Raw genomic sequence first — 16,424 nt, forward strand, 5'->3', positions numbered from 1 at the left:
ATCGGTTGCATGAAGCTACCAAGCTGACAAGCGCCTCCTCCCTTCGCCCGGGCGGGGCAAATTGCCAACGTTTCCAAGCCCTGACCGAATAGAGGAACGCCTTTGCCCGAACCCCTGATGCTGAAGATCGCGCTGATTGGCGCACTCGGCATGGCGGCCCAATGGATCGCCTGGAGGACCCGCAAGCCCGCCATCGTCTTCATGCTGGCGGCGGGAATCATCGCCGGACCGATCTTGGGCCTGCTCGACCCCGCGCGCGACTTCGGTGATCTCCAGCAGCCCATCATCAAGCTGGCCGTCGCGGTGATCCTGTTCGAAGGCGGGTTGCAGCTCAACTTCCGGGATTTGCGCGAAGCCGGCCGCTCGGTGAAGCGACTGATCTTTCTCGGCGTGCCGCTCGGCTGGGCGGCCTGCACCTTTACGGTGCACTGGGGCATCGGCCTGAGCTGGGAGCTTTCCGCACTGTTCGGCGGCATTCTGGTGGTCACCGGTCCGACGGTGATCGGACCGATGCTGCGCGCGATCAGCGTGCCGCGGCGCGTGGCCGATACGCTGAAATGGGAAGCGATCATCAACGATCCCATCGGCGCGCTGCTGGCGATCATCATTTTCGCGCAGATGACCTTTGCGGAAGAAGTCGGTCACCATAGCACCAGCATACCGGCAGTGCTGGGCGCGTCCGCCGCTGCAGCGGTCCTGGGCTTCGCCTTGGGTTTCGCCGTGACCTGGGCTTTCCCGCGCGGTTACGTGCCTGAATACCTCAAGGCGCCGATGCTGCTGGTGCTGGTCATCGTTTCCTTCGTCATCGCGGACACGTTGCAGCACGAAAGCGGTCTCATCACCGTGACCGTCATGGGCGTGACACTCGCGAACCGACCGACATTCTCGTCCGGCACGATCCGCCGCTTCAAGGAGGATCTCGCGGTCCTGCTGATAGCGGGCGTGTTCATCATCCTGTCGGCAACGCTCGATTGGCAAGTGGTGAGCCGGGTCCAATGGAACTTCATCGTCTACATCCTTATGCTGATGTTCCTGGCGAGGCCGTTGACCGTTGTGATCTCGTTGCTTGGCAGCGACATGCCTTGGCGCGAACGCCTGTTCATCGCCTGGATCGCGCCACGCGGCATCGTCGCCGTCGCCATCACCGGCCTGTTCGCGCTGCGGCTCACCGAAAACGACGTACCAGGCGCGGAATTGCTGGTTCCGCTGGCGTTCTTCACTGCGATCACGACCATCGTCGCGCACGGTTTCACCGCCCGATGGTGGGCCGGGCTGCTCGGGATCGCGCGCGGCGAAGGCAATGCCTTGATGATCGTGGGCATCAATCAATGGTCGGCCGCCGCCGCGGCGGCACTGAAGGACGCCGGCGTCGAAGTGATGATGACCGACAACTCGAAGTTTTCGCAACGTCATGCGCGAGCCCTCGGCCTCGAATCGCTCAAGGGCGACGTCTTGAGCGACAAATTCCGCCACCGCTTCGATTGGATCGAATACCATCATGTCATCGCCGCTTCGGACAGCGACGCGTACAACGCGTTCGTTTGCGCCGAACTCGGTCCGGAACTGGGGTATGACAAAGTGCTGCAGATCGCGCCCGACAAGCGCGATGGCATGACGCAGCCCAAGGGAGGCACGGTGTTTCCCAGCCCGGTCGACATCTACCAACTCCAGACCCGAGCGACGGAGGGTTGGACGTTCAGCCCGACCCGGATCACCCAGGAATACGATTTCGACGCCTTCCAGGCCAATCTCAGCGACGGCGACCTCGCCTTTGCCGTGGTTCGCGCCAACGGCACTTACGAGATCTTTTCCTCGGTGCGATCGCCGGCGGTCGGAGACGGCGACACGGTGATCACCTTCGTACCGCCCGAAACCGGCGCGGAACGCAAGGCCAAGCGCGACGCGAAAGGCGACGGCAAGAAGCCGACGAGTCCCGTTTCGGCCTGATCAGAGTCGCCGCAGTGCGGGCACCAGCTGGTCGAAGTGATCGATCACGGCGCTGGCGCCGAGTTCCGCCGGCGGCGCGTCGCAGAAGCCGAAGCTGACTGCGACGCAGGGCACCCCGGCTGCGCTCGCCGCGCCGGTATCGTAAGTCGTGTCGCCGACGAACGCCGCGCGCCCGCCGCCCGCCCGCGCCACCATCTCGTTCAGCAAGTCGGGCTTCGGCTTGGCGCGTCCGGGGCCCAGCGTATCGCCGCCGATGATGGTGAAGAACCGGTCGGTCAACTGCAATTCGTTCAGCAGCCGGCGCGCCAGATGCTCGAGCTTGTTGGTGACGACCGCGGCGCGCACGTCAAGCTCGGCCAGTGTACGGAGCATGTCTGCTCCGCCGGGAAACAAGCGCGAGTGGACCGCGATGTTGTCCTCGTAATAGACGATCAGTTCGCCATGCAACTGCTCGAACCGGGCTTCGGGAACGGCGCCGCCCGTGAGGTCGAGGGCGCGTCCGAGCATCTTGCGCGCACCGCCGCCGATCAGATCGCGAATCCTGTCTGCCGGAACGGCTTCGCGCCCTTCCAGAGACAGCGCGTGATTGACGGCTGCCGCCAAGTCGCCATGAGTATCGAGGAGTGTCCCATCGAGGTCGAAACCCACGATGTCGAAAGGAAACGTAGTCATCCACGCTCCGTTGGCCTGTCGTAGTGGAAACGGCAAGCATTTGCTGGCAAACGGCGCTCCATGACCAAAACCGCTGCGCCTCTCGCCGTCGTCATTCTCGCCGCCGGAAAAGGGACCCGGATGAAGAGCGACTTGCACAAAGTGCTTCATCCCGTCGCCGGCAGGCCGATGATCGAGCATTTGCTGGCAAGTGTCGCCGAACTCGAACCGGAGCGGCAAGTGGTCGTCGCCGGTCATGGGCGCGAGCAGTTGGAAAAGGCGCTAGCCGGGCGCGTCGGAATTGCGTTGCAGGAACCGCAACTCGGCACCGGTCACGCGGTTCAGCAGGCTGAGACCGCGTTGGCGGATTTCGCAGGCGACATCCTCATCCTCTACGGCGATGTGCCGTTCGTGAGCGCAGCGACCATGCGCACCATGCTCGATCGCCTGCACGGAAGTCACCAACCGCCCGTCGTGGTGCTTGGCTTCGAACCGCCCGATCCGCTTGCCTACGGCCGCATCGTCGCCGACGGTGATCGGATCATCTGGATGGTCGAGCACAAGGATGCGACCCCTGAACAGCGCCAGGTAACTCTCTGTAATTCGGGCATCATGGCGGTTCGCTCAGCGGACCTTTTCGCCCTGCTTGCACGCGTGAAAAACGACAATGCGGCAGGTGAATACTACCTGCCCGATATCGTCAACATCGCCATCGACGATGGCCGGCATGCCGCGGTCGTGATCACCCCCGACCCCGAAGAAGTGGGCGGGATCAACAGCCGCGCCGAACTGGCTCTGGCGGAGCAGCACTGGCAGGCCAGCCGGCGTGAACGAGCGATGGCGGACGGCGCCACTTTGATAGCGCCCGACACTGTCTGGTTTTCGTGGGACACCGCGATCGGCCGCGACGTCCTGATAGAACCCAATGTCGTTTTCGGTCCCGGCGTGACCGTCGCCGACGACGTTACCATTCGCGCTTTCAGCCATATCGAGGGCGCGACCATAGCCGGCGGTGCCGAAGTGGGCCCTTACGCGCGGCTGAGGCCCGGAGCGGACCTTCGCGTAGGCTCCAAGGTCGGCAATTTCGTCGAGATCAAGAACGCCGTGATCGGTGCCGGAGCGAAAGCCAACCATCTTTCGTACATCGGCGATGCCGATGTCGGCCCCCAGGCGAACATCGGCGCTGGCACGATTACCTGTAACTACGATGGCTATTTCAAACACCGCACGGTGATCGGGGATCGCGCCTTCATTGGTTCGAATTCCGCTCTCATCGCTCCGGTCCGGATCGGGGCCGATGCGATCGTGGCTGCGGGCAGCGCGGTCAGCCGCGATGTCGGCGATGGCGAGTTACGCCTGGTCCGGGGCGAGCAGCTGGTGAAGCCCGGCTGGGCAGACCGCTTCCACGATGCGATGAAGAAGAAGAAAGCCGACAAGGCGCAGTAGGGCCAGTTATCTCAAGCGGAGGAGCGCGACCATGAGCAGCAGTCCTTGGAACCATACCCGCAGCAGCAGCCTGTCCGACGATATCGATTTCGAGATCAAGGGCCAGGAGCTGCAATTCGTCGAAATCGAGCTCGATCCGGGAGAAAGCGCGGTCGCCGAGGCCGGCGCGATGGTCTGGAAGGATTCCAGCGTCGAAATGACCACCGTGTTCGGCGACGGCTCGCAGGCGGGGGCCGGCGGCGGCTTCATGGGCAAGCTGCTGGGCGCGGGCAAGCGCTTGGTAACGGGCGAGAGCCTCTTCACCACCGTCTTCACCCACCACGGTTCGGGCAAGGCGCGCGTGGCTTTCGCCGCTCCCGTTCCCGGCGCGATCCTGCCGATCAAGCTCGACGACGTCGGCGGACGGCTGATCTGCCAGAAAGATGCCTTCCTGTGCGCCGCCAAAGGCGTTTCGATCGGCATCCATTTCCAGCAGCGGATCATGACCGGCCTGTTCGGCGGCGAAGGCTTCATCATGCAGAAGCTGGAAGGCGATGGCTGGGTCTTCGTCCAGATGGGCGGCACCGTGATCGAGCGCGAACTCGCGCCCGGCGAGGAATTGCACATCGACACCGGCTGCGTCGCCGCCTTTACGTCGGACGTCGATTTCGACCTGGTGCGCGCGGGCTCGATCAAGTCGATGTTCTTCGGCGGCGAAGGCGTATTTTTCGCCAAACTGCGCGGGCCGGGGAAAGTCTGGGTACAGTCGCTGCCGTTCTCTCGCCTCGCCGGTCGCATGCTTGCCGCGGCCATGCCGATGGGTGGGCAGAACCGCGGCGAAGGTTCGCTACTCGGGGGGCTCGGCGATCTGCTAGACGGCGATTGACGAACGCGCGCGGTTCGGTGCGTTAAACCCAAATTCAATCCGGCCATGCCATGTCCGGCACTCAACCCATTAACCCTCAATAGCGGGGCATGACCAGCATATGTGCGGAATTATCGGCATCGTCGGCAAGGATGAAGTCGCGGACCGGCTCGTCGACGGCCTCAGGCGCATGGAATACCGCGGCTACGACAGCGCCGGCGTGTGCACGGTCAAGGACGACACGCTGATCCGCCGCCGCGCCGAGGGCAAGCTGATCAATCTGGTGCGCGAGCTCGAACGCGATCCCGCGCCCGGCAAGATCGGCATCGCCCACACCCGCTGGGCCACGCACGGCGCACCGACTGCGGCCAATGCCCACCCTCACGCCACCGGCGAACTGGCGCTGGTGCACAACGGCATCATCGAGAATTTCCGCGCCTTGCGCGATGCCTTGTCGGCGCGAGGCCGCAGTTTCGAAAGCGAGACCGATAGCGAAGTCGTCGCCCATCTCGTTTCGGAACGGATCGAGGCCGGCGACAGTCCGCAGGATGCGGTGGCGGCCGCCCTGCCCGAGCTGCGCGGGGCCTTCGCGCTCGCGATCGCGTTCCGTCAGCATCCCGATCTGCTGATCGGCGCGCGCCTCGGGTCTCCGCTGGTGGTGGGCTATGGCGAGGGCGAGATGTTCCTGGGCTCGGACGCGCTGGCACTCGCCCCGTTGACCCAGCGAATCAGCTATCTCGAGGAAGGCGACTGGGTCGTCATCACTCGCGAAGGCGCGCAAATCTACGATGCCGCCAATCAGCCGGTCACGCGCGAGATCGTCACCTCCGGTGCGTCTGCCGCCGCGATCGAGAAGGGCAATTATCGCCACTTCATGCAGAAGGAGATCTTCGAGCAGCCGACCGTGGTTGCGCAAACGCTGCGCAGCTACGTCCGCCAGATCGATCAGAGCGTCGCACTGCCGCAGATCGACTACGACCTCTCCACCATCAAACGCGTCACCATCGTCGCTTGCGGGACCAGCTACTATGCGGGGATGGTCGCGAAGTACTGGTTCGAACAATTCGCGCGACTGCCGGTCGATATCGATGTCGCCTCCGAGTTCCGCTATCGCGACCCCGTGCTCGAGCCAGGCGGCCTGGCGCTGTTCATTTCGCAATCGGGCGAGACCGCCGATACACTGGCCGCACTGCGCCACTGCAAAGCCGCGGGGCAGACGATCGCGGTCGTCGTCAACGTCCCGACCAGTTCGATGGCGCGCGAAGCGGACCTCCTGCTGCCGACGCACGCCGGACCAGAGATCGGCGTCGCTTCGACCAAGGCCTTCACGTGCCAGCTTGCGGTGCTTGCGGCTCTCGCGACGCACTTGGCCGTCGTGCGCGGGCGGATGGACAAGGCCGAGGAAGCCGAAGTCGTCCGCCACCTCACCGAAGTCCCGGCCTGCCTCAATGCGGCGCTAGGCTACGACGAGGAGATCGCAAAGATGGCGCACCTCATCGCACCGGCGCGCGACGTGCTTTATCTGGGGCGTGGACCCGATTATCCGCTGGCCCTGGAGGGTGCACTTAAACTGAAAGAAATCAGTTATATACACGCCGAAGGCTATGCTTCGGGTGAAATGAAGCATGGGCCGATCGCGCTGATCGACGACGACGTTCCGGTGATCGTCCTCGCGCCATCGGGGCCGCTTTTCGAGAAGACCGTCAGCAATATGCAGGAAGTCCGCGCGCGCGGTGGCAAGGTCGTGCTGATCAGCGACTGGGAAGGTATCGCCGATGCCGGTGAGGACTGCATGGCCGTGATCGAAATGCCCAAGGTCCATCCTTTGATCGCACCTCTGGTCTACGCGATCCCGGCCCAGCTGCTCGCGTATCACGTCGCCTGCATCAAGGGCACGGACGTGGATCAGCCGCGCAATCTGGCCAAGAGCGTCACGGTCGAATAGCGACCGTTTCCGCCGTTTCTCGCGAGAGCGAGCGAGCCACGCAAAGGCTCCTTCGTTCGCCAACTTTACCCGGCGCTAATACCTCTGGGCTAGAGATCGCGCGTGCCCAACAGATTTGCCTCGTCCGTCGCTCTGCCGACAGAACTCCCGATCCTTGCATTGCTCGGGATTTCGGACCCCAAGGAAGGCGATTGGGAACGGCTGCGGGGGCTCCAGTTCGCTGACATTCACAGCGCAACGGTCACGCGTACTTTCGCGCAAATGCTGGCTGCACTGGCTGCGACCGTGCTGTTCCTTGGCAGTATTCCGGCCATCGCCATCCTCGTCTGGCACTTTGCCCTGACAACGACGCTCATTCAGCTATGGCGCATCGAATCGCGCCTTGCCGCGTCGGACCAGCGCCGAATCGCCCGCGAGGAGACCAAGGGCCAGGCCATCGCCACGCTGGCCAATGGCCTAGTGTGGATCGCGCCCTTGGCTGGGTTCGGTCCCTTCGTGGATCCTGCGATCGCGATCAAGTTCTGGTCGGTTCTCGCCCTGCTGATGACGGCATCCGCCGTTCTCCTCCCGGCAGTTCCGATGGCGACCACTCTGTTCCTCGGCTTGCTTGCATGTTCCAGCATCGCGTATTTCGTTTCGGTCCAGATGTGGGACATGGTCGTCCTCGCGATCACCTTCGGATCGGTCTGCATTTCCGGCACGGTCTTCACCGCCCGGCGCTTTCTTCTGACGAAGATCGCCCAGGCTGGTGTGGCCGAGAAGGATCAGGTCGTCTCGCTGCTGCTGCGCGAGTTCGAGGAAGGCGATGCCGACTGGCTCTGGCAGATCGACACCGCCAGACGGATCCGGCTGGTCTCGCCCCGGTTCGCTTATGCACTGGGCAAATCGCCTGCCGAGATTGAAGGTTTGCCCTTCCTTCAACTGATCGCGGGCGAAGCCTGGAACACCGGCCATTTTTCTTCCAGCATGCACGATCTTGCCGAACGCCTGCAGCGTCGCGAGAGCTTTTCCAACTTGCTCGTCCGAGTCACGATCAACGGCGAACCGCGGTGGTGGGAGCTTTCGGGAACGCCGAAGATCGACGAGAACGGCATGTACGACGGGTTTCGCGGTGTCGGCTCCGACGTCACCGAAGCACGCGAGAATTCCGACAAGATCGCCTATATGGCGCGTTACGACACGCTGACGAGCTTGCCGAACCGGATGATGCTTACCGAGGCACTCGGAGAGGCGCTCGACTATGCCGAGAAATGGCACACCCGCTGCGCGTTTCTGATGATCGATCTCGATCGCTTCAAGGCGGTCAACGACACGCTTGGCCACCTCGTTGGCGATCAGTTGCTCGCCAGGGTATCGGAACGACTGCGCGAGCACTTATCCGAAAACGAGCTATGCGGGCGTCTCGGCGGGGATGAATTCGCCATCGTGATCCGGGACGCGACCGATCTCGCCAAAGTCGATCACGTTGCTGAACGCGTCATCGCGAAACTCTCGCAGCCCTACGAAGTGGATCACCATACGCTCTACGTCGGTGCCAGCATTGGTTCCGCGATCGGCTTGCGCGATGGGGCGACGGTCGAGACGATCATGCGCAACGCCGACCTCGCGCTGTACCGGGCCAAGGACGTCGGCGGCGGGCAGCACTACAGTTATGAGCCGGCGCTGCACGCCCATGCCGAGGAGCGGCGAAAGCTGGAGTTCTCACTGCGCCGGGCTCTCGACAGCAACGAGTTCACCCTGAATTTCCAGCCCGTGGTCGATGCTGTCGACGAAACCGTCGTCAGCTTCGAAGCGCTGCTGCGCTGGAACAGCAAGGATCACGGCCCGGTCAATCCGGGCAAGTTCATCCCGTTGGCTGAAGACACCCGCCTGATCATCCCGATCGGCGAATGGGTGCTGCGCAAGGCGTGCGAGGAGGCGGTAAACTGGCCCGACCATGTACGCGTTGCCGTCAACGTGTCGGGCGAACAGCTGCTGGACCCCAATTTCGCGCCCAGCGTGGTCAATGCGCTTGCCGCCAGCGGACTGCCCGCCCGGCGACTCGAGATCGAAGTGACCGAAAGTATTTTCCTGCGCGATGCGACGATGGCGCGCGCGGCGCTCGAGCAAATCATGGCGCTGGGATGCGGGGTGGCGCTCGACGACTTCGGCACCGGCTATTCCTCGCTCGGTTATCTGCGGAAGCTGCGCTTCTCGACGATCAAGGTCGATCGAAGCTTCGTGCACGGGGCCGCGGGCGGCAATCCAGAAAGCCTCGCAATCATTCGCGCGGTCGTCGCGATGGCGGACAGCCTCGAGATGTCGACCACCGCCGAGGGCGTCGAGACCGAGGAAGAGCTGGCGATCGTGCGCAGCCTGGGCTGCCGCAAGATCCAGGGCTATTACTTCGGCCGTCCCATGACCGCGGCCGAGGCGCTTAAGCTGTTTCGCAAGACCAATCCCCGACTGTCCATGCAGTCGGCCTGATTCGAGTCAGGCTCCGACCAGCCCGCGCACTGCGCTTTCGAATAGCATTCGTCCGTCGTCATTGCCTTGCGCCGGTTCGATCGCGCGTTCGGGGTGGGGCATCATTCCCAGCACATTGCCCGCGCGATTGAGGACGCCTGCAATGTCACGCGCCGAACCATTGACCGGCTCGGCATAACGCAACGCGACCCTACCCTCGCCTTCGAGGCGATCCAGCGTCTCTTCATCGGCGAAGTAATTGCCATCGTGATGCGCCACGGGCAGCCGGATCCGGGCGCCGGCGGTAAAGCCCGAAGTGAACAGCGAATCGGTGTTGACGACCTCGAGCGGAACCTCGCGGCACACGAAGCGGATCGCCGAATTGCGCAGCAGTGCGCCGGGCAGCAAGCCGCTTTCGGTCAGGACCTGGAAGCCGTTGCACACGCCGAGAACCGGCACGCCGCGCTCGGCCGCCGCGATCACCGCGCGCATGATCGGCGAGCGCGAGGCGATCGCGCCGCAGCGCAAGTAGTCGCCGTAAGAAAACCCGCCCGGGAGCGCGATGAAATCGAGACTCTCGGGCAAGTCCGCATCGCCGTGCCACACCCTGATCGGCGCCGTGCCCGACACTTTTTGCAGCGCGACGGCCATGTCGCGATCGCAGTTCGATCCGGGGAACGTGACGACCGCAGCGCGGAAGTCGCTCATGCCGCGACCTTCTCGATACGATAGTTCTCGATCACCATGTTGGCGAGCAGCTTGCGGCACATCTCATCGAGCGCCGCGTCGCTCGTGCCATCGTCCACATCCAGCTCGATCAGCCGACCGGCGCGGACGTCGTTGACGCCCGAAAACCCCAGGCCTTCGAGCGAGTGATGGATCGCGCGGCCCTGTGGATCGAGCACTCCGGGCTTGAGGCTAACGTGCACACGCACCTTCATCGCAGGGCCTTTCGCTTCGACATGCCTGACATCGCGACGCCTCTGGCATTCTCCCCCGCCTGGCGCAAGGCATCGTCGGCAGTTGTACGATCGACCGGGCCGTGCCATCGCCTGCCTATGAGCATCGATTTCGGCGGCAGAGTGGCCATCGTGACGGGCGCGGGCAACGGCCTCGGTCGAGCCTACGCGCTCGCGCTGGCGCAGCGCGGTGCGCGAGTCGTCGTGAACGATCTCGGGGCCTGCCGCGACGGGACCGGCCAGAGCGAGGCCGCGCTCGAAGTGATCGAGCAGATTCGCAAGGGAGGCGGCGAGGCCATCGCCGACGGCGGCGACGTTACCGAGATAGAGCACATGCACGCCATGGCCGCCCGCGCGCTCGAGGCCTGGGGGCGGATCGACGTGCTGATCAACAGCGCCGGGATCTTGCGCGACCGCACCTTCGCGAAGATGGATCCTGCCGATTTCGAGACGGTCGTGCGGGTGCACTTGTTCGGGAGCGCCAATGCGACCCGGGCTGTGTGGGATGCGATGCGCACGCAAGGCTACGGCCGCGTCCTGATGACCACGTCCTCGGCGGGGCTCGGCGGCAACTTCGGGCAAGCGAATTACGCGGCCGCGAAACTCGGTCTGGTCGGCTTGGCGAAGACGCTCGCGCTCGAGGGCGCCAAGCACGACATCCGCGTCAACGCGCTGGCCCCCACCGCCGGTACGCGCATGACCGAGGACATCTTTCCCGAGGACGTCTACCGCGCCTTCGGCATCGAGAACGTCGTACCCGCAGCGCTGTTTCTGGTGAGCGAGGCAGCCCCGACCAACGCGATTCTGGCTGCCGGTGGCGGTGTCTTCCAGAGCGCGCGCGTGGTCATGAACGAGGGCGTTTTGCTTCCCGAAGGGCAACGCACGCCCGAGGGCATCGCCGCGGCGTGGGAGACCATCGCGAATCCCGACACGGACAGGCCCGTCGCGCACGGCATGGAGCAATCGCGCGACACGATGGAACGCCTCGCGAAAGGCAAGTGATCAGTCGACCAGCTTGAGCAGCCGTCGTTCGAGCGGAACCAGCACGCCGGCCAGTTCGTGGCCGCGCTTCAGCACTTGCCCGACTTCGCCGAACAGCGTCCACATACCCTGCTTGCCGCGCAGCGCGGGGCGTTTCTCGATCCGGGCATGGGGTCGTTCGGCGGCGCGACGGAATGCCGCGAAGCTTGCCGCGTCCTTGCCGAAGTCCATCGCGTAGTCGCGCCATTGCCCGGCAGCGACCATGCGGCCGTAGAGATCCATGATCTTTTGCAGTTCGAGCCGATCGAAGCCGACTTGTGCGCGTCCCTGCCCGGGAAACGCGATGATGGTTCCTGAAGCCGGGTTTCCGCCCGCCGACCCTGCCGCCATCGAGCTTAAAGGCCCTTGCAGGCCGGCTGCGGCTCGGCCCGTTCGGCGACCAGGGCTTCAACCTGCTCGCGCAACTGCGCCACTTCCGCTTCGAGATCCGCGACCCGCTGGCTGCCGGTGGGCTCGCAAGGTTCCTTGCACGGCGTGCCGTAAGGCATGAAGTCCTTGGCATAGGTTTCCGCCGCGATCAGCGTCGATCGCGCCTTGATGCCGATCATGGTCGCGCCTTCGGGGACGTCCTCGGTCACGACCGCGCTGGCGCCGATCCGCGCGCGCCGCCCGACAATAACGGGTCCCAGGATCTGGGCGCCCGATCCGACGATGACGTCGTCTTCCAGGGTGGGGTGGCGCTTGCCCGCCTTGCCATTGGTCGGATTGGTGCCACCCAGCGTAACGCACTGATAAATCGTGACATTGTCACCGATCACGGCGGTTTCCCCAATCACCGTAAAACCATGATCGATGAACAGGTTGCGACCGATCCGGGCGCCGGGATGAATATCGATCGCGGTCAGGAAGCGGGAGAGGTGATTGATCGCGCGCGCCAGGAAATACCAGCGCGCGCGAAACAGCCGGTGCGCAATCTTGTGAAAGAACAGCGCCAGGACGCCGGGGTAGAGCAGCACTTCCCAGCGCGAACGTGGCGCGGGGTCGCGCGCCTTCACCGAGTCCAGATAGCGGATCAAAGCAGAAACCATCGGGACGAATCTCCCATTATTCAGGACGCAACGCAAGCATGAGCGCTCAGGTTCCGCGGGTTTGCGCCAAGGCCTCGCGCAAGATCGCAAGAGTCGCCGGATGCTTTCGCTCCAGACTCAGGCGGTCGATCGCGGCGACCAGGGTCTCGACGCCCACGTGGCTACGCTCGCAGCGTGGTACAAGATATTGCGTTGCGGAAGGATCAAGAACGAGGCCGCGCATCTCCGCGTGGACGCCGATCAGATCCGCCAGCATTGCTTCATCGGGGGTGCCGATCTCGAGCCGCAGCGCCGCCCCGAGCCGTGACGCGAGATCGGGCAGACCGACTTCCCACCGCCCATCGCGCGCGCCGCAAACCAGCAGCAGCGGTCGTCCCGTCTCCTGCCCGCGATTCCAGCGATGAAAAACTTCGTCGTCGGCCAGCGTGTCGGCATCGTCGAGCGCGTCGCCCGCACCGCTCTCGACGAACCAGCGCGCGAGCAGGGATTTACCGGAGCGCGGCGGTCCATGGAGAATGGCGGTGCGATAAGGCCAGTCCTCGGCAACGGCGAAGGCTTCCACGATCCGACGATTCGCATTGCCGACCACAATGCGATTTGCCGCACCGTTTCGGGGTTCGAGCGGAAGTGCGATCTGCGACATCTTCGGAGCGCGCCTAGCGGCTGATCCGCAAGACTCCGCCGCCCGAAGAGACCTGCCAGCCTTGCGAACGCAGCGCCGCAGCCAGCGCGTCGATCCCGCCCGCGACCGTGACTCGCATGACGGATGTGCCGCCGATCGCGAGGCTCGTGGTGGCAGCCCCTTGCACGCCCGGCGCACCACGCACGGCGGCAAGCGCGGAATCGATCGCGGCGGCGTCGGGCGAGGCGAATTGGACGTTGACCGTCGCGACGCTGGGCGCATCGCTCGCACTGGGAGGCGGCGTCGTGGTCGGGACGCTGGGGCCTTCATTCGTTGGACCGCTCGGGCTCACGGCCGGTCCCAGAGGCATGAGCTTCTGCCGCAAGGCTTCCAGCGCGCTGTCGAAGGCCGCTTGCCCACTCAGGATCGTCGGATCGGGCGTGAGACGACCTTCCATCAGTGCTCGCCGGTAGATACCGTCGATCTTGATGATCGCCTGCTCCAGCATCGCCGGCAACTTCTCGTCGTTGTCCGCCGTGAGCGTGAAGGACTCCAGGAACGTGTTGTCGGGGCCGTAACGCGCGGTGAAGGTGCCGCGCACCGGGCCGCCGGGCCATTGCCGCTCCAGTCGCGCGACCGGCACGAGCACATCGGCGGCATCGAACTGGTTCAGCACCGTGCGCCACCAGATACGGCTGCGCCGCCCCGCCTGCCCCGCCGTCAGAATCAGCGATTCGCCGCCCGCGCCGACCGGCCGGACATAATCGATCGGGCTGGCGGCGGCCTGGAAGTTGGCCCAGGCGCGTTGCCACGGGCTCTGTACTTCGAACACCTGCCTGACGCCGCCCGAATAGAGCACGGGGATCACCAGCAGCGGCGCCGAACGGCTGCCCACGCCGCCGGCGGTCCGGCCGACGAACTGGCTGGCCTTGGCCTTGTCGAAGATCACGCCGAGCCGCGCCTTGTAACGGCGCGGACCGATCTGCTCGTTCTCGATCACGACGGCCGAGACCATCGCGTCGATCTGCTCGATTCCCATTTCAGGGCCGCCGAGCTTCTCCCAGGCCTTCTTCTGCGCGATCTTCCAGCCCTCGTGCCGCGCTTCCTCGCCCGACTTGCCGGTGACGTCGACTTCGATGCCGGTCACCTGGATATCGTCCGTATTGGCGAGCGGGGCGATGCCACGATCGCCCTCGACTTGCGCGATGAGGCGCGAGCCGCCGACCACCACGAGGCCAAGCGCCAGCGCGCCGCCCAGCGTCAGCCAAAGCTGCGCGGCAGGTCCGGGGCGGCGTCCGATGAAGGATCTGCCCAAAGAGAATCCGGGCCGCTGGCTGCTGGTCGTGGTCATATTCATCGTAGAGGGCGGCCTTTTGCCCAAAGGCAAGTGGAAATCCAAGTCGTAAAGCGCTAACCGCCTCGCGATGTCAGATCCACAGTCACCAGAGCGCTACAGCTACGCCGAGGCAGGCGTCTCGATTGCCGCCGGAAACGCGCTCGTTCGCGCGATCGCACCCCTCGCCCGCGCCACCGCCCGCCCCGGCGCGACCGCCGATCTCGGAGGGTTCGGCGGCTTCTTCGATCCGCGCGCGGCCGGCTATACCGATCCGCTGCTGGTGGCGGCGAACGACGGCGTGGGGACCAAGGTCAAACTCGCGATCGATCATGACCGGCACGATGCGATCGGCATCGATCTGGTCGCGATGTGCGTGAACGATCTCATCGTGCAGGGCGCGGAGCCGCTGTTCTTCCTCGACTACTTCGCCACCGGCAAGCTCGACAACGGGGTCGCGGAGCGAGTCGTCGCGGGCATTGCCGAGGGGTGCAAGATCGCCGGCTGCGCGCTGATCGGCGGCGAAACGGCAGAGATGCCCGGCATGTATGCACCAGGCGACTACGACCTGGCCGGCTTCTGCGTCGGCGCCGTGGAGCGCGGCGAGCAGCTGACCGGCGATCGCGTGTGCGAAGGCGACGTGCTGCTGGGCCTGGCCTCTTCGGGCGTGCACTCGAACGGCTATTCGCTGGTGCGGCGGCTCGCGGCGGACAAGGGCTGGAAGCTCGACCGCCCTGCCCTGTTCGATCAGGACAGGCTGCTGATCGATGCGCTGATTGCGCCGACCCGAATCTACGTGAAAAGCCTGCTGCCGCTGGTACGCGGCGGCAAGATCCACGCGCTGGCACACATCACCGGCGGTGGTCTGCTCGAGAACGTGCCGCGCATCCTGCCGGAAGGCCTGCGCGCACAGATCGATGCCGATGCCTGGGACCAGAGCCGGCTGATGGCTTTCCTGCAGGGCCAGGGCAATATCGAGCCTGAGGAAATGGCCCGCACCTTCAACTGCGGCATCGGCATGATCCTCGCCGTCTCGCACGACGACGTGCACGGCGTGGTCGAGGAACTGGAACGGGCCGGAGAGACCGTGCACCGGGTCGGAACGATTGAAGCCGGTCCGCGCGGTTGCGTGGTCGGCGGCAAAGCCGGAACCTGGAGCGCGCGCGAGGATTGGCAGGCCGCGCATAATGCCTGAGCGGCAGAAGGTCGCGGTCCTGATCTCGGGCAGCGGCACCAATATGGCCGCGCTGCTTTACGCCAGCCGCGCCGCGGATTGCCCGTTCGAGATCGTGCTGGTCGCCAGCAACAAGTCCGACGCGGGCGGTCTGCGGCTCGCCGAGGGCGAAGGCGTTGCGACCTTTGCGCTATCGCACAAAGGCATGGACCGCGCCGCGCACGACATGGCGATGGACGCCGCGATCCGCGACAGCGGCGCGCAATGGGTTGCGCTCGCCGGCTACATGCGCATCCTGACGCCGGACTTCGTCGCAGGCTGGGAAGGCCGGATGGTCAACATCCATCCCTCGCTGCTGCCCAAGTACACGGGCCTGCACACGCACGAACGCGCCATAGCGGCGGGTGACAGCCACGGCGGCGTGACGGTCCACGTCGTGACCGCCGAGCTCGATTGCGGGCCGATCCTCGGCCAGACGCCGGTCGCGATCCTGCCCGGCGACACGCCCGAAACGCTGGCAGCTCGCGTACTGATCGCCGAGCACCAGCTCTACGCGCGCTGCCTCGCCGATTTCGTGTCCCGCGGGACGAGGCCCGAATTTCTGCTCGAACAAGTCCGCGCGCGGGCGATGGCGATGCCGGAAGCGGACGAAGTGACAAGTCACGGAATGCCGTGCTTCGGCATCGTGAAAGGCAAGAAGTTCGGCTATTTCAGCGCGGACCATCACGGGGACGGACGCACTGCGCTGCTCGTCAAGATCAGCGGGCCGGAGGAGCAGGCGATGCTGATCGAGCAGGATGAAGCCCGCTATTTCCGCCCCGCCTACTTCGGCGATGGCTGGCTCGGCATTCGCCTCGATCTCGGCGACAATGACTGGGACGCGATCGGAGATTGGCTTGCCAGATCCTGGCGCGCCATAGCTCCGAAAAAGCTTACGAGCCTGCGCGACGCGTCCGACGATTTCTGATCGACAGTCCGCTTTACCTCGA

15 protein-coding genes are annotated in these 16,424 nt (G+C 64.8%); 8 read left to right on the forward strand and 7 right to left on the reverse strand.

Annotated elements, in window-relative coordinates; all coding sequences use genetic code 11:
- Nucleotides 1-102: 102 nt before the first annotated feature.
- Nucleotides 103-1,947, forward strand: coding sequence for a cation:proton antiporter (locus GQO94_RS11210; protein ID WP_232332888.1), 1,845 nt, complete (start codon nucleotides 103-105; stop codon nucleotides 1,945-1,947).
- Here GQO94_RS11210 and GQO94_RS11215 read toward each other — a convergent pair whose 3' ends face one another.
- Entirely contained in the window at nucleotides 1,948-2,619 is a 672-nt protein-coding gene (locus tag GQO94_RS11215) for an HAD-IA family hydrolase (protein ID WP_156841437.1), read from the reverse strand.
- A gap of 60 nt (nucleotides 2,620-2,679) precedes the next feature.
- Here GQO94_RS11215 and glmU point away from each other — a divergent pair, with 60 nt between their 5' ends.
- The 4 genes from glmU (at nucleotide 2,680) to GQO94_RS11235 (ending at nucleotide 9,299) form a co-directional block, all read left to right on the forward strand.
- Nucleotides 2,680-4,044 (forward strand): bifunctional UDP-N-acetylglucosamine diphosphorylase/glucosamine-1-phosphate N-acetyltransferase GlmU, encoded by a 1,365-nt coding sequence (glmU, locus tag GQO94_RS11220; protein ID WP_156841439.1) that lies wholly within the window; start codon nucleotides 2,680-2,682, stop codon nucleotides 4,042-4,044.
- 31 nt (nucleotides 4,045-4,075) lie between these two features.
- Nucleotides 4,076-4,909 (forward strand): TIGR00266 family protein, encoded by an 834-nt coding sequence (locus tag GQO94_RS11225; protein ID WP_156841441.1) that lies wholly within the window; start codon nucleotides 4,076-4,078, stop codon nucleotides 4,907-4,909.
- Between the two features lie 100 nt (nucleotides 4,910-5,009).
- Complete coding sequence (gene glmS, locus GQO94_RS11230; RefSeq protein WP_156841443.1) at nucleotides 5,010-6,833, forward strand: glutamine--fructose-6-phosphate transaminase (isomerizing); 1,824 nt, start codon at nucleotides 5,010-5,012, stop codon at nucleotides 6,831-6,833.
- 102 nt (nucleotides 6,834-6,935) lie between these two features.
- Entirely contained in the window at nucleotides 6,936-9,299 is a 2,364-nt protein-coding gene (locus GQO94_RS11235; RefSeq protein WP_232332889.1) for a putative bifunctional diguanylate cyclase/phosphodiesterase, read from the forward strand.
- A 6-nt stretch (nucleotides 9,300-9,305) separates the two neighbouring features.
- Here the strand turns inward: GQO94_RS11235 and purQ are convergent, their stop codons facing one another.
- Together purQ and purS are read right to left on the reverse strand one after the other, a co-directional pair.
- Entirely contained in the window at nucleotides 9,306-9,986 is a 681-nt protein-coding gene (gene purQ, locus GQO94_RS11240; protein WP_156841445.1) for a phosphoribosylformylglycinamidine synthase subunit PurQ, read from the reverse strand.
- Nucleotides 9,983-10,219, reverse strand: coding sequence for a phosphoribosylformylglycinamidine synthase subunit PurS (gene purS / locus GQO94_RS11245; protein WP_156841447.1), 237 nt, complete (start codon nucleotides 10,217-10,219; stop codon nucleotides 9,983-9,985). The genes purQ and purS overlap by 4 nt, the downstream gene beginning before the upstream one ends.
- Before the next feature lie 117 nt (nucleotides 10,220-10,336).
- On the opposite strand from purS, the gene GQO94_RS11250 reads away from it, so the two are divergent.
- Entirely contained in the window at nucleotides 10,337-11,239 is a 903-nt protein-coding gene (locus GQO94_RS11250) for an SDR family NAD(P)-dependent oxidoreductase (RefSeq protein ID WP_156841449.1), read from the forward strand.
- Here the strand turns inward: GQO94_RS11250 and GQO94_RS11255 are convergent, their stop codons facing one another.
- The 4 genes from GQO94_RS11255 to GQO94_RS11270 are packed head-to-tail and all read right to left on the reverse strand — an operon-like array spanning nucleotide 11,240 to nucleotide 14,279.
- Complete coding sequence (locus GQO94_RS11255) at nucleotides 11,240-11,608, reverse strand: DUF2794 domain-containing protein (protein ID WP_156841451.1); 369 nt, start codon at nucleotides 11,606-11,608, stop codon at nucleotides 11,240-11,242.
- Between the two features lie 5 nt (nucleotides 11,609-11,613).
- Entirely contained in the window at nucleotides 11,614-12,306 is a 693-nt protein-coding gene (gene epsC / locus GQO94_RS11260) for a serine O-acetyltransferase EpsC (protein WP_156841453.1), read from the reverse strand.
- Nucleotides 12,307-12,352: 46 nt separating this feature from the next.
- On the reverse strand, nucleotides 12,353-12,949 hold the full coding sequence (locus tag GQO94_RS11265) for an HdaA/DnaA family protein (RefSeq protein WP_156841455.1): 597 nt from the start codon (nucleotides 12,947-12,949) through the stop codon (nucleotides 12,353-12,355).
- 13 nt (nucleotides 12,950-12,962) lie between these two features.
- Complete coding sequence (locus GQO94_RS11270; RefSeq protein WP_156841500.1) at nucleotides 12,963-14,279, reverse strand: heavy-metal-associated domain-containing protein; 1,317 nt, start codon at nucleotides 14,277-14,279, stop codon at nucleotides 12,963-12,965.
- Nucleotides 14,280-14,352: 73 nt separating this feature from the next.
- Between GQO94_RS11270 and purM the strand changes: the two genes are divergently transcribed.
- Both purM and purN read left to right on the forward strand, forming a co-directional pair.
- Nucleotides 14,353-15,456: a phosphoribosylformylglycinamidine cyclo-ligase gene (purM, locus tag GQO94_RS11275; RefSeq protein ID WP_156841457.1), complete on the forward strand. Its 1,104-nt coding sequence runs from the start codon at nucleotides 14,353-14,355 to the stop codon at nucleotides 15,454-15,456.
- Nucleotides 15,449-16,402: a phosphoribosylglycinamide formyltransferase gene (gene purN / locus GQO94_RS11280; RefSeq protein WP_156841458.1), complete on the forward strand. Its 954-nt coding sequence runs from the start codon at nucleotides 15,449-15,451 to the stop codon at nucleotides 16,400-16,402. The genes purM and purN overlap by 8 nt, the downstream gene beginning before the upstream one ends.
- Nucleotides 16,403-16,424: the final 22 nt, after the last annotated feature.

Origin of the sequence: Novosphingobium aquimarinum (assembly GCF_009746585.1) — a bacterium.
Taxonomy (GTDB): domain Bacteria; phylum Pseudomonadota; class Alphaproteobacteria; order Sphingomonadales; family Sphingomonadaceae; genus Novosphingobium; species Novosphingobium aquimarinum.

Coding starts and splice junctions, on each gene's coding strand:
- glmU (WP_156841439.1), top strand. CDS start 2,680: ATGACCAAAACCGCTGCGCCTCTCGCCGTCGTCATTCTCGCCGCCGGA.
- GQO94_RS11255 (WP_156841451.1), bottom strand. CDS start 11,608: ATGGCGGCAGGGTCGGCGGGCGGAAACCCGGCTTCAGGAACCATCATC.
- purM (WP_156841457.1), top strand. CDS start 14,353: ATGTCAGATCCACAGTCACCAGAGCGCTACAGCTACGCCGAGGCAGGC.
- epsC (WP_156841453.1), bottom strand. CDS start 12,306: ATGGTTTCTGCTTTGATCCGCTATCTGGACTCGGTGAAGGCGCGCGAC.
- GQO94_RS11225 (WP_156841441.1), top strand. CDS start 4,076: ATGAGCAGCAGTCCTTGGAACCATACCCGCAGCAGCAGCCTGTCCGAC.
- GQO94_RS11270 (WP_156841500.1), bottom strand. CDS start 14,279: ATGACCACGACCAGCAGCCAGCGGCCCGGATTCTCTTTGGGCAGATCC.
- GQO94_RS11250 (WP_156841449.1), top strand. CDS start 10,337: ATGAGCATCGATTTCGGCGGCAGAGTGGCCATCGTGACGGGCGCGGGC.
- purQ (WP_156841445.1), bottom strand. CDS start 9,986: ATGAGCGACTTCCGCGCTGCGGTCGTCACGTTCCCCGGATCGAACTGC.
- GQO94_RS11215 (WP_156841437.1), bottom strand. CDS start 2,619: ATGACTACGTTTCCTTTCGACATCGTGGGTTTCGACCTCGATGGGACA.
- purS (WP_156841447.1), bottom strand. CDS start 10,219: ATGAAGGTGCGTGTGCACGTTAGCCTCAAGCCCGGAGTGCTCGATCCA.
- glmS (WP_156841443.1), top strand. CDS start 5,010: ATGTGCGGAATTATCGGCATCGTCGGCAAGGATGAAGTCGCGGACCGG.
- GQO94_RS11265 (WP_156841455.1), bottom strand. CDS start 12,949: ATGTCGCAGATCGCACTTCCGCTCGAACCCCGAAACGGTGCGGCAAAT.
- purN (WP_156841458.1), top strand. CDS start 15,449: ATGCCTGAGCGGCAGAAGGTCGCGGTCCTGATCTCGGGCAGCGGCACC.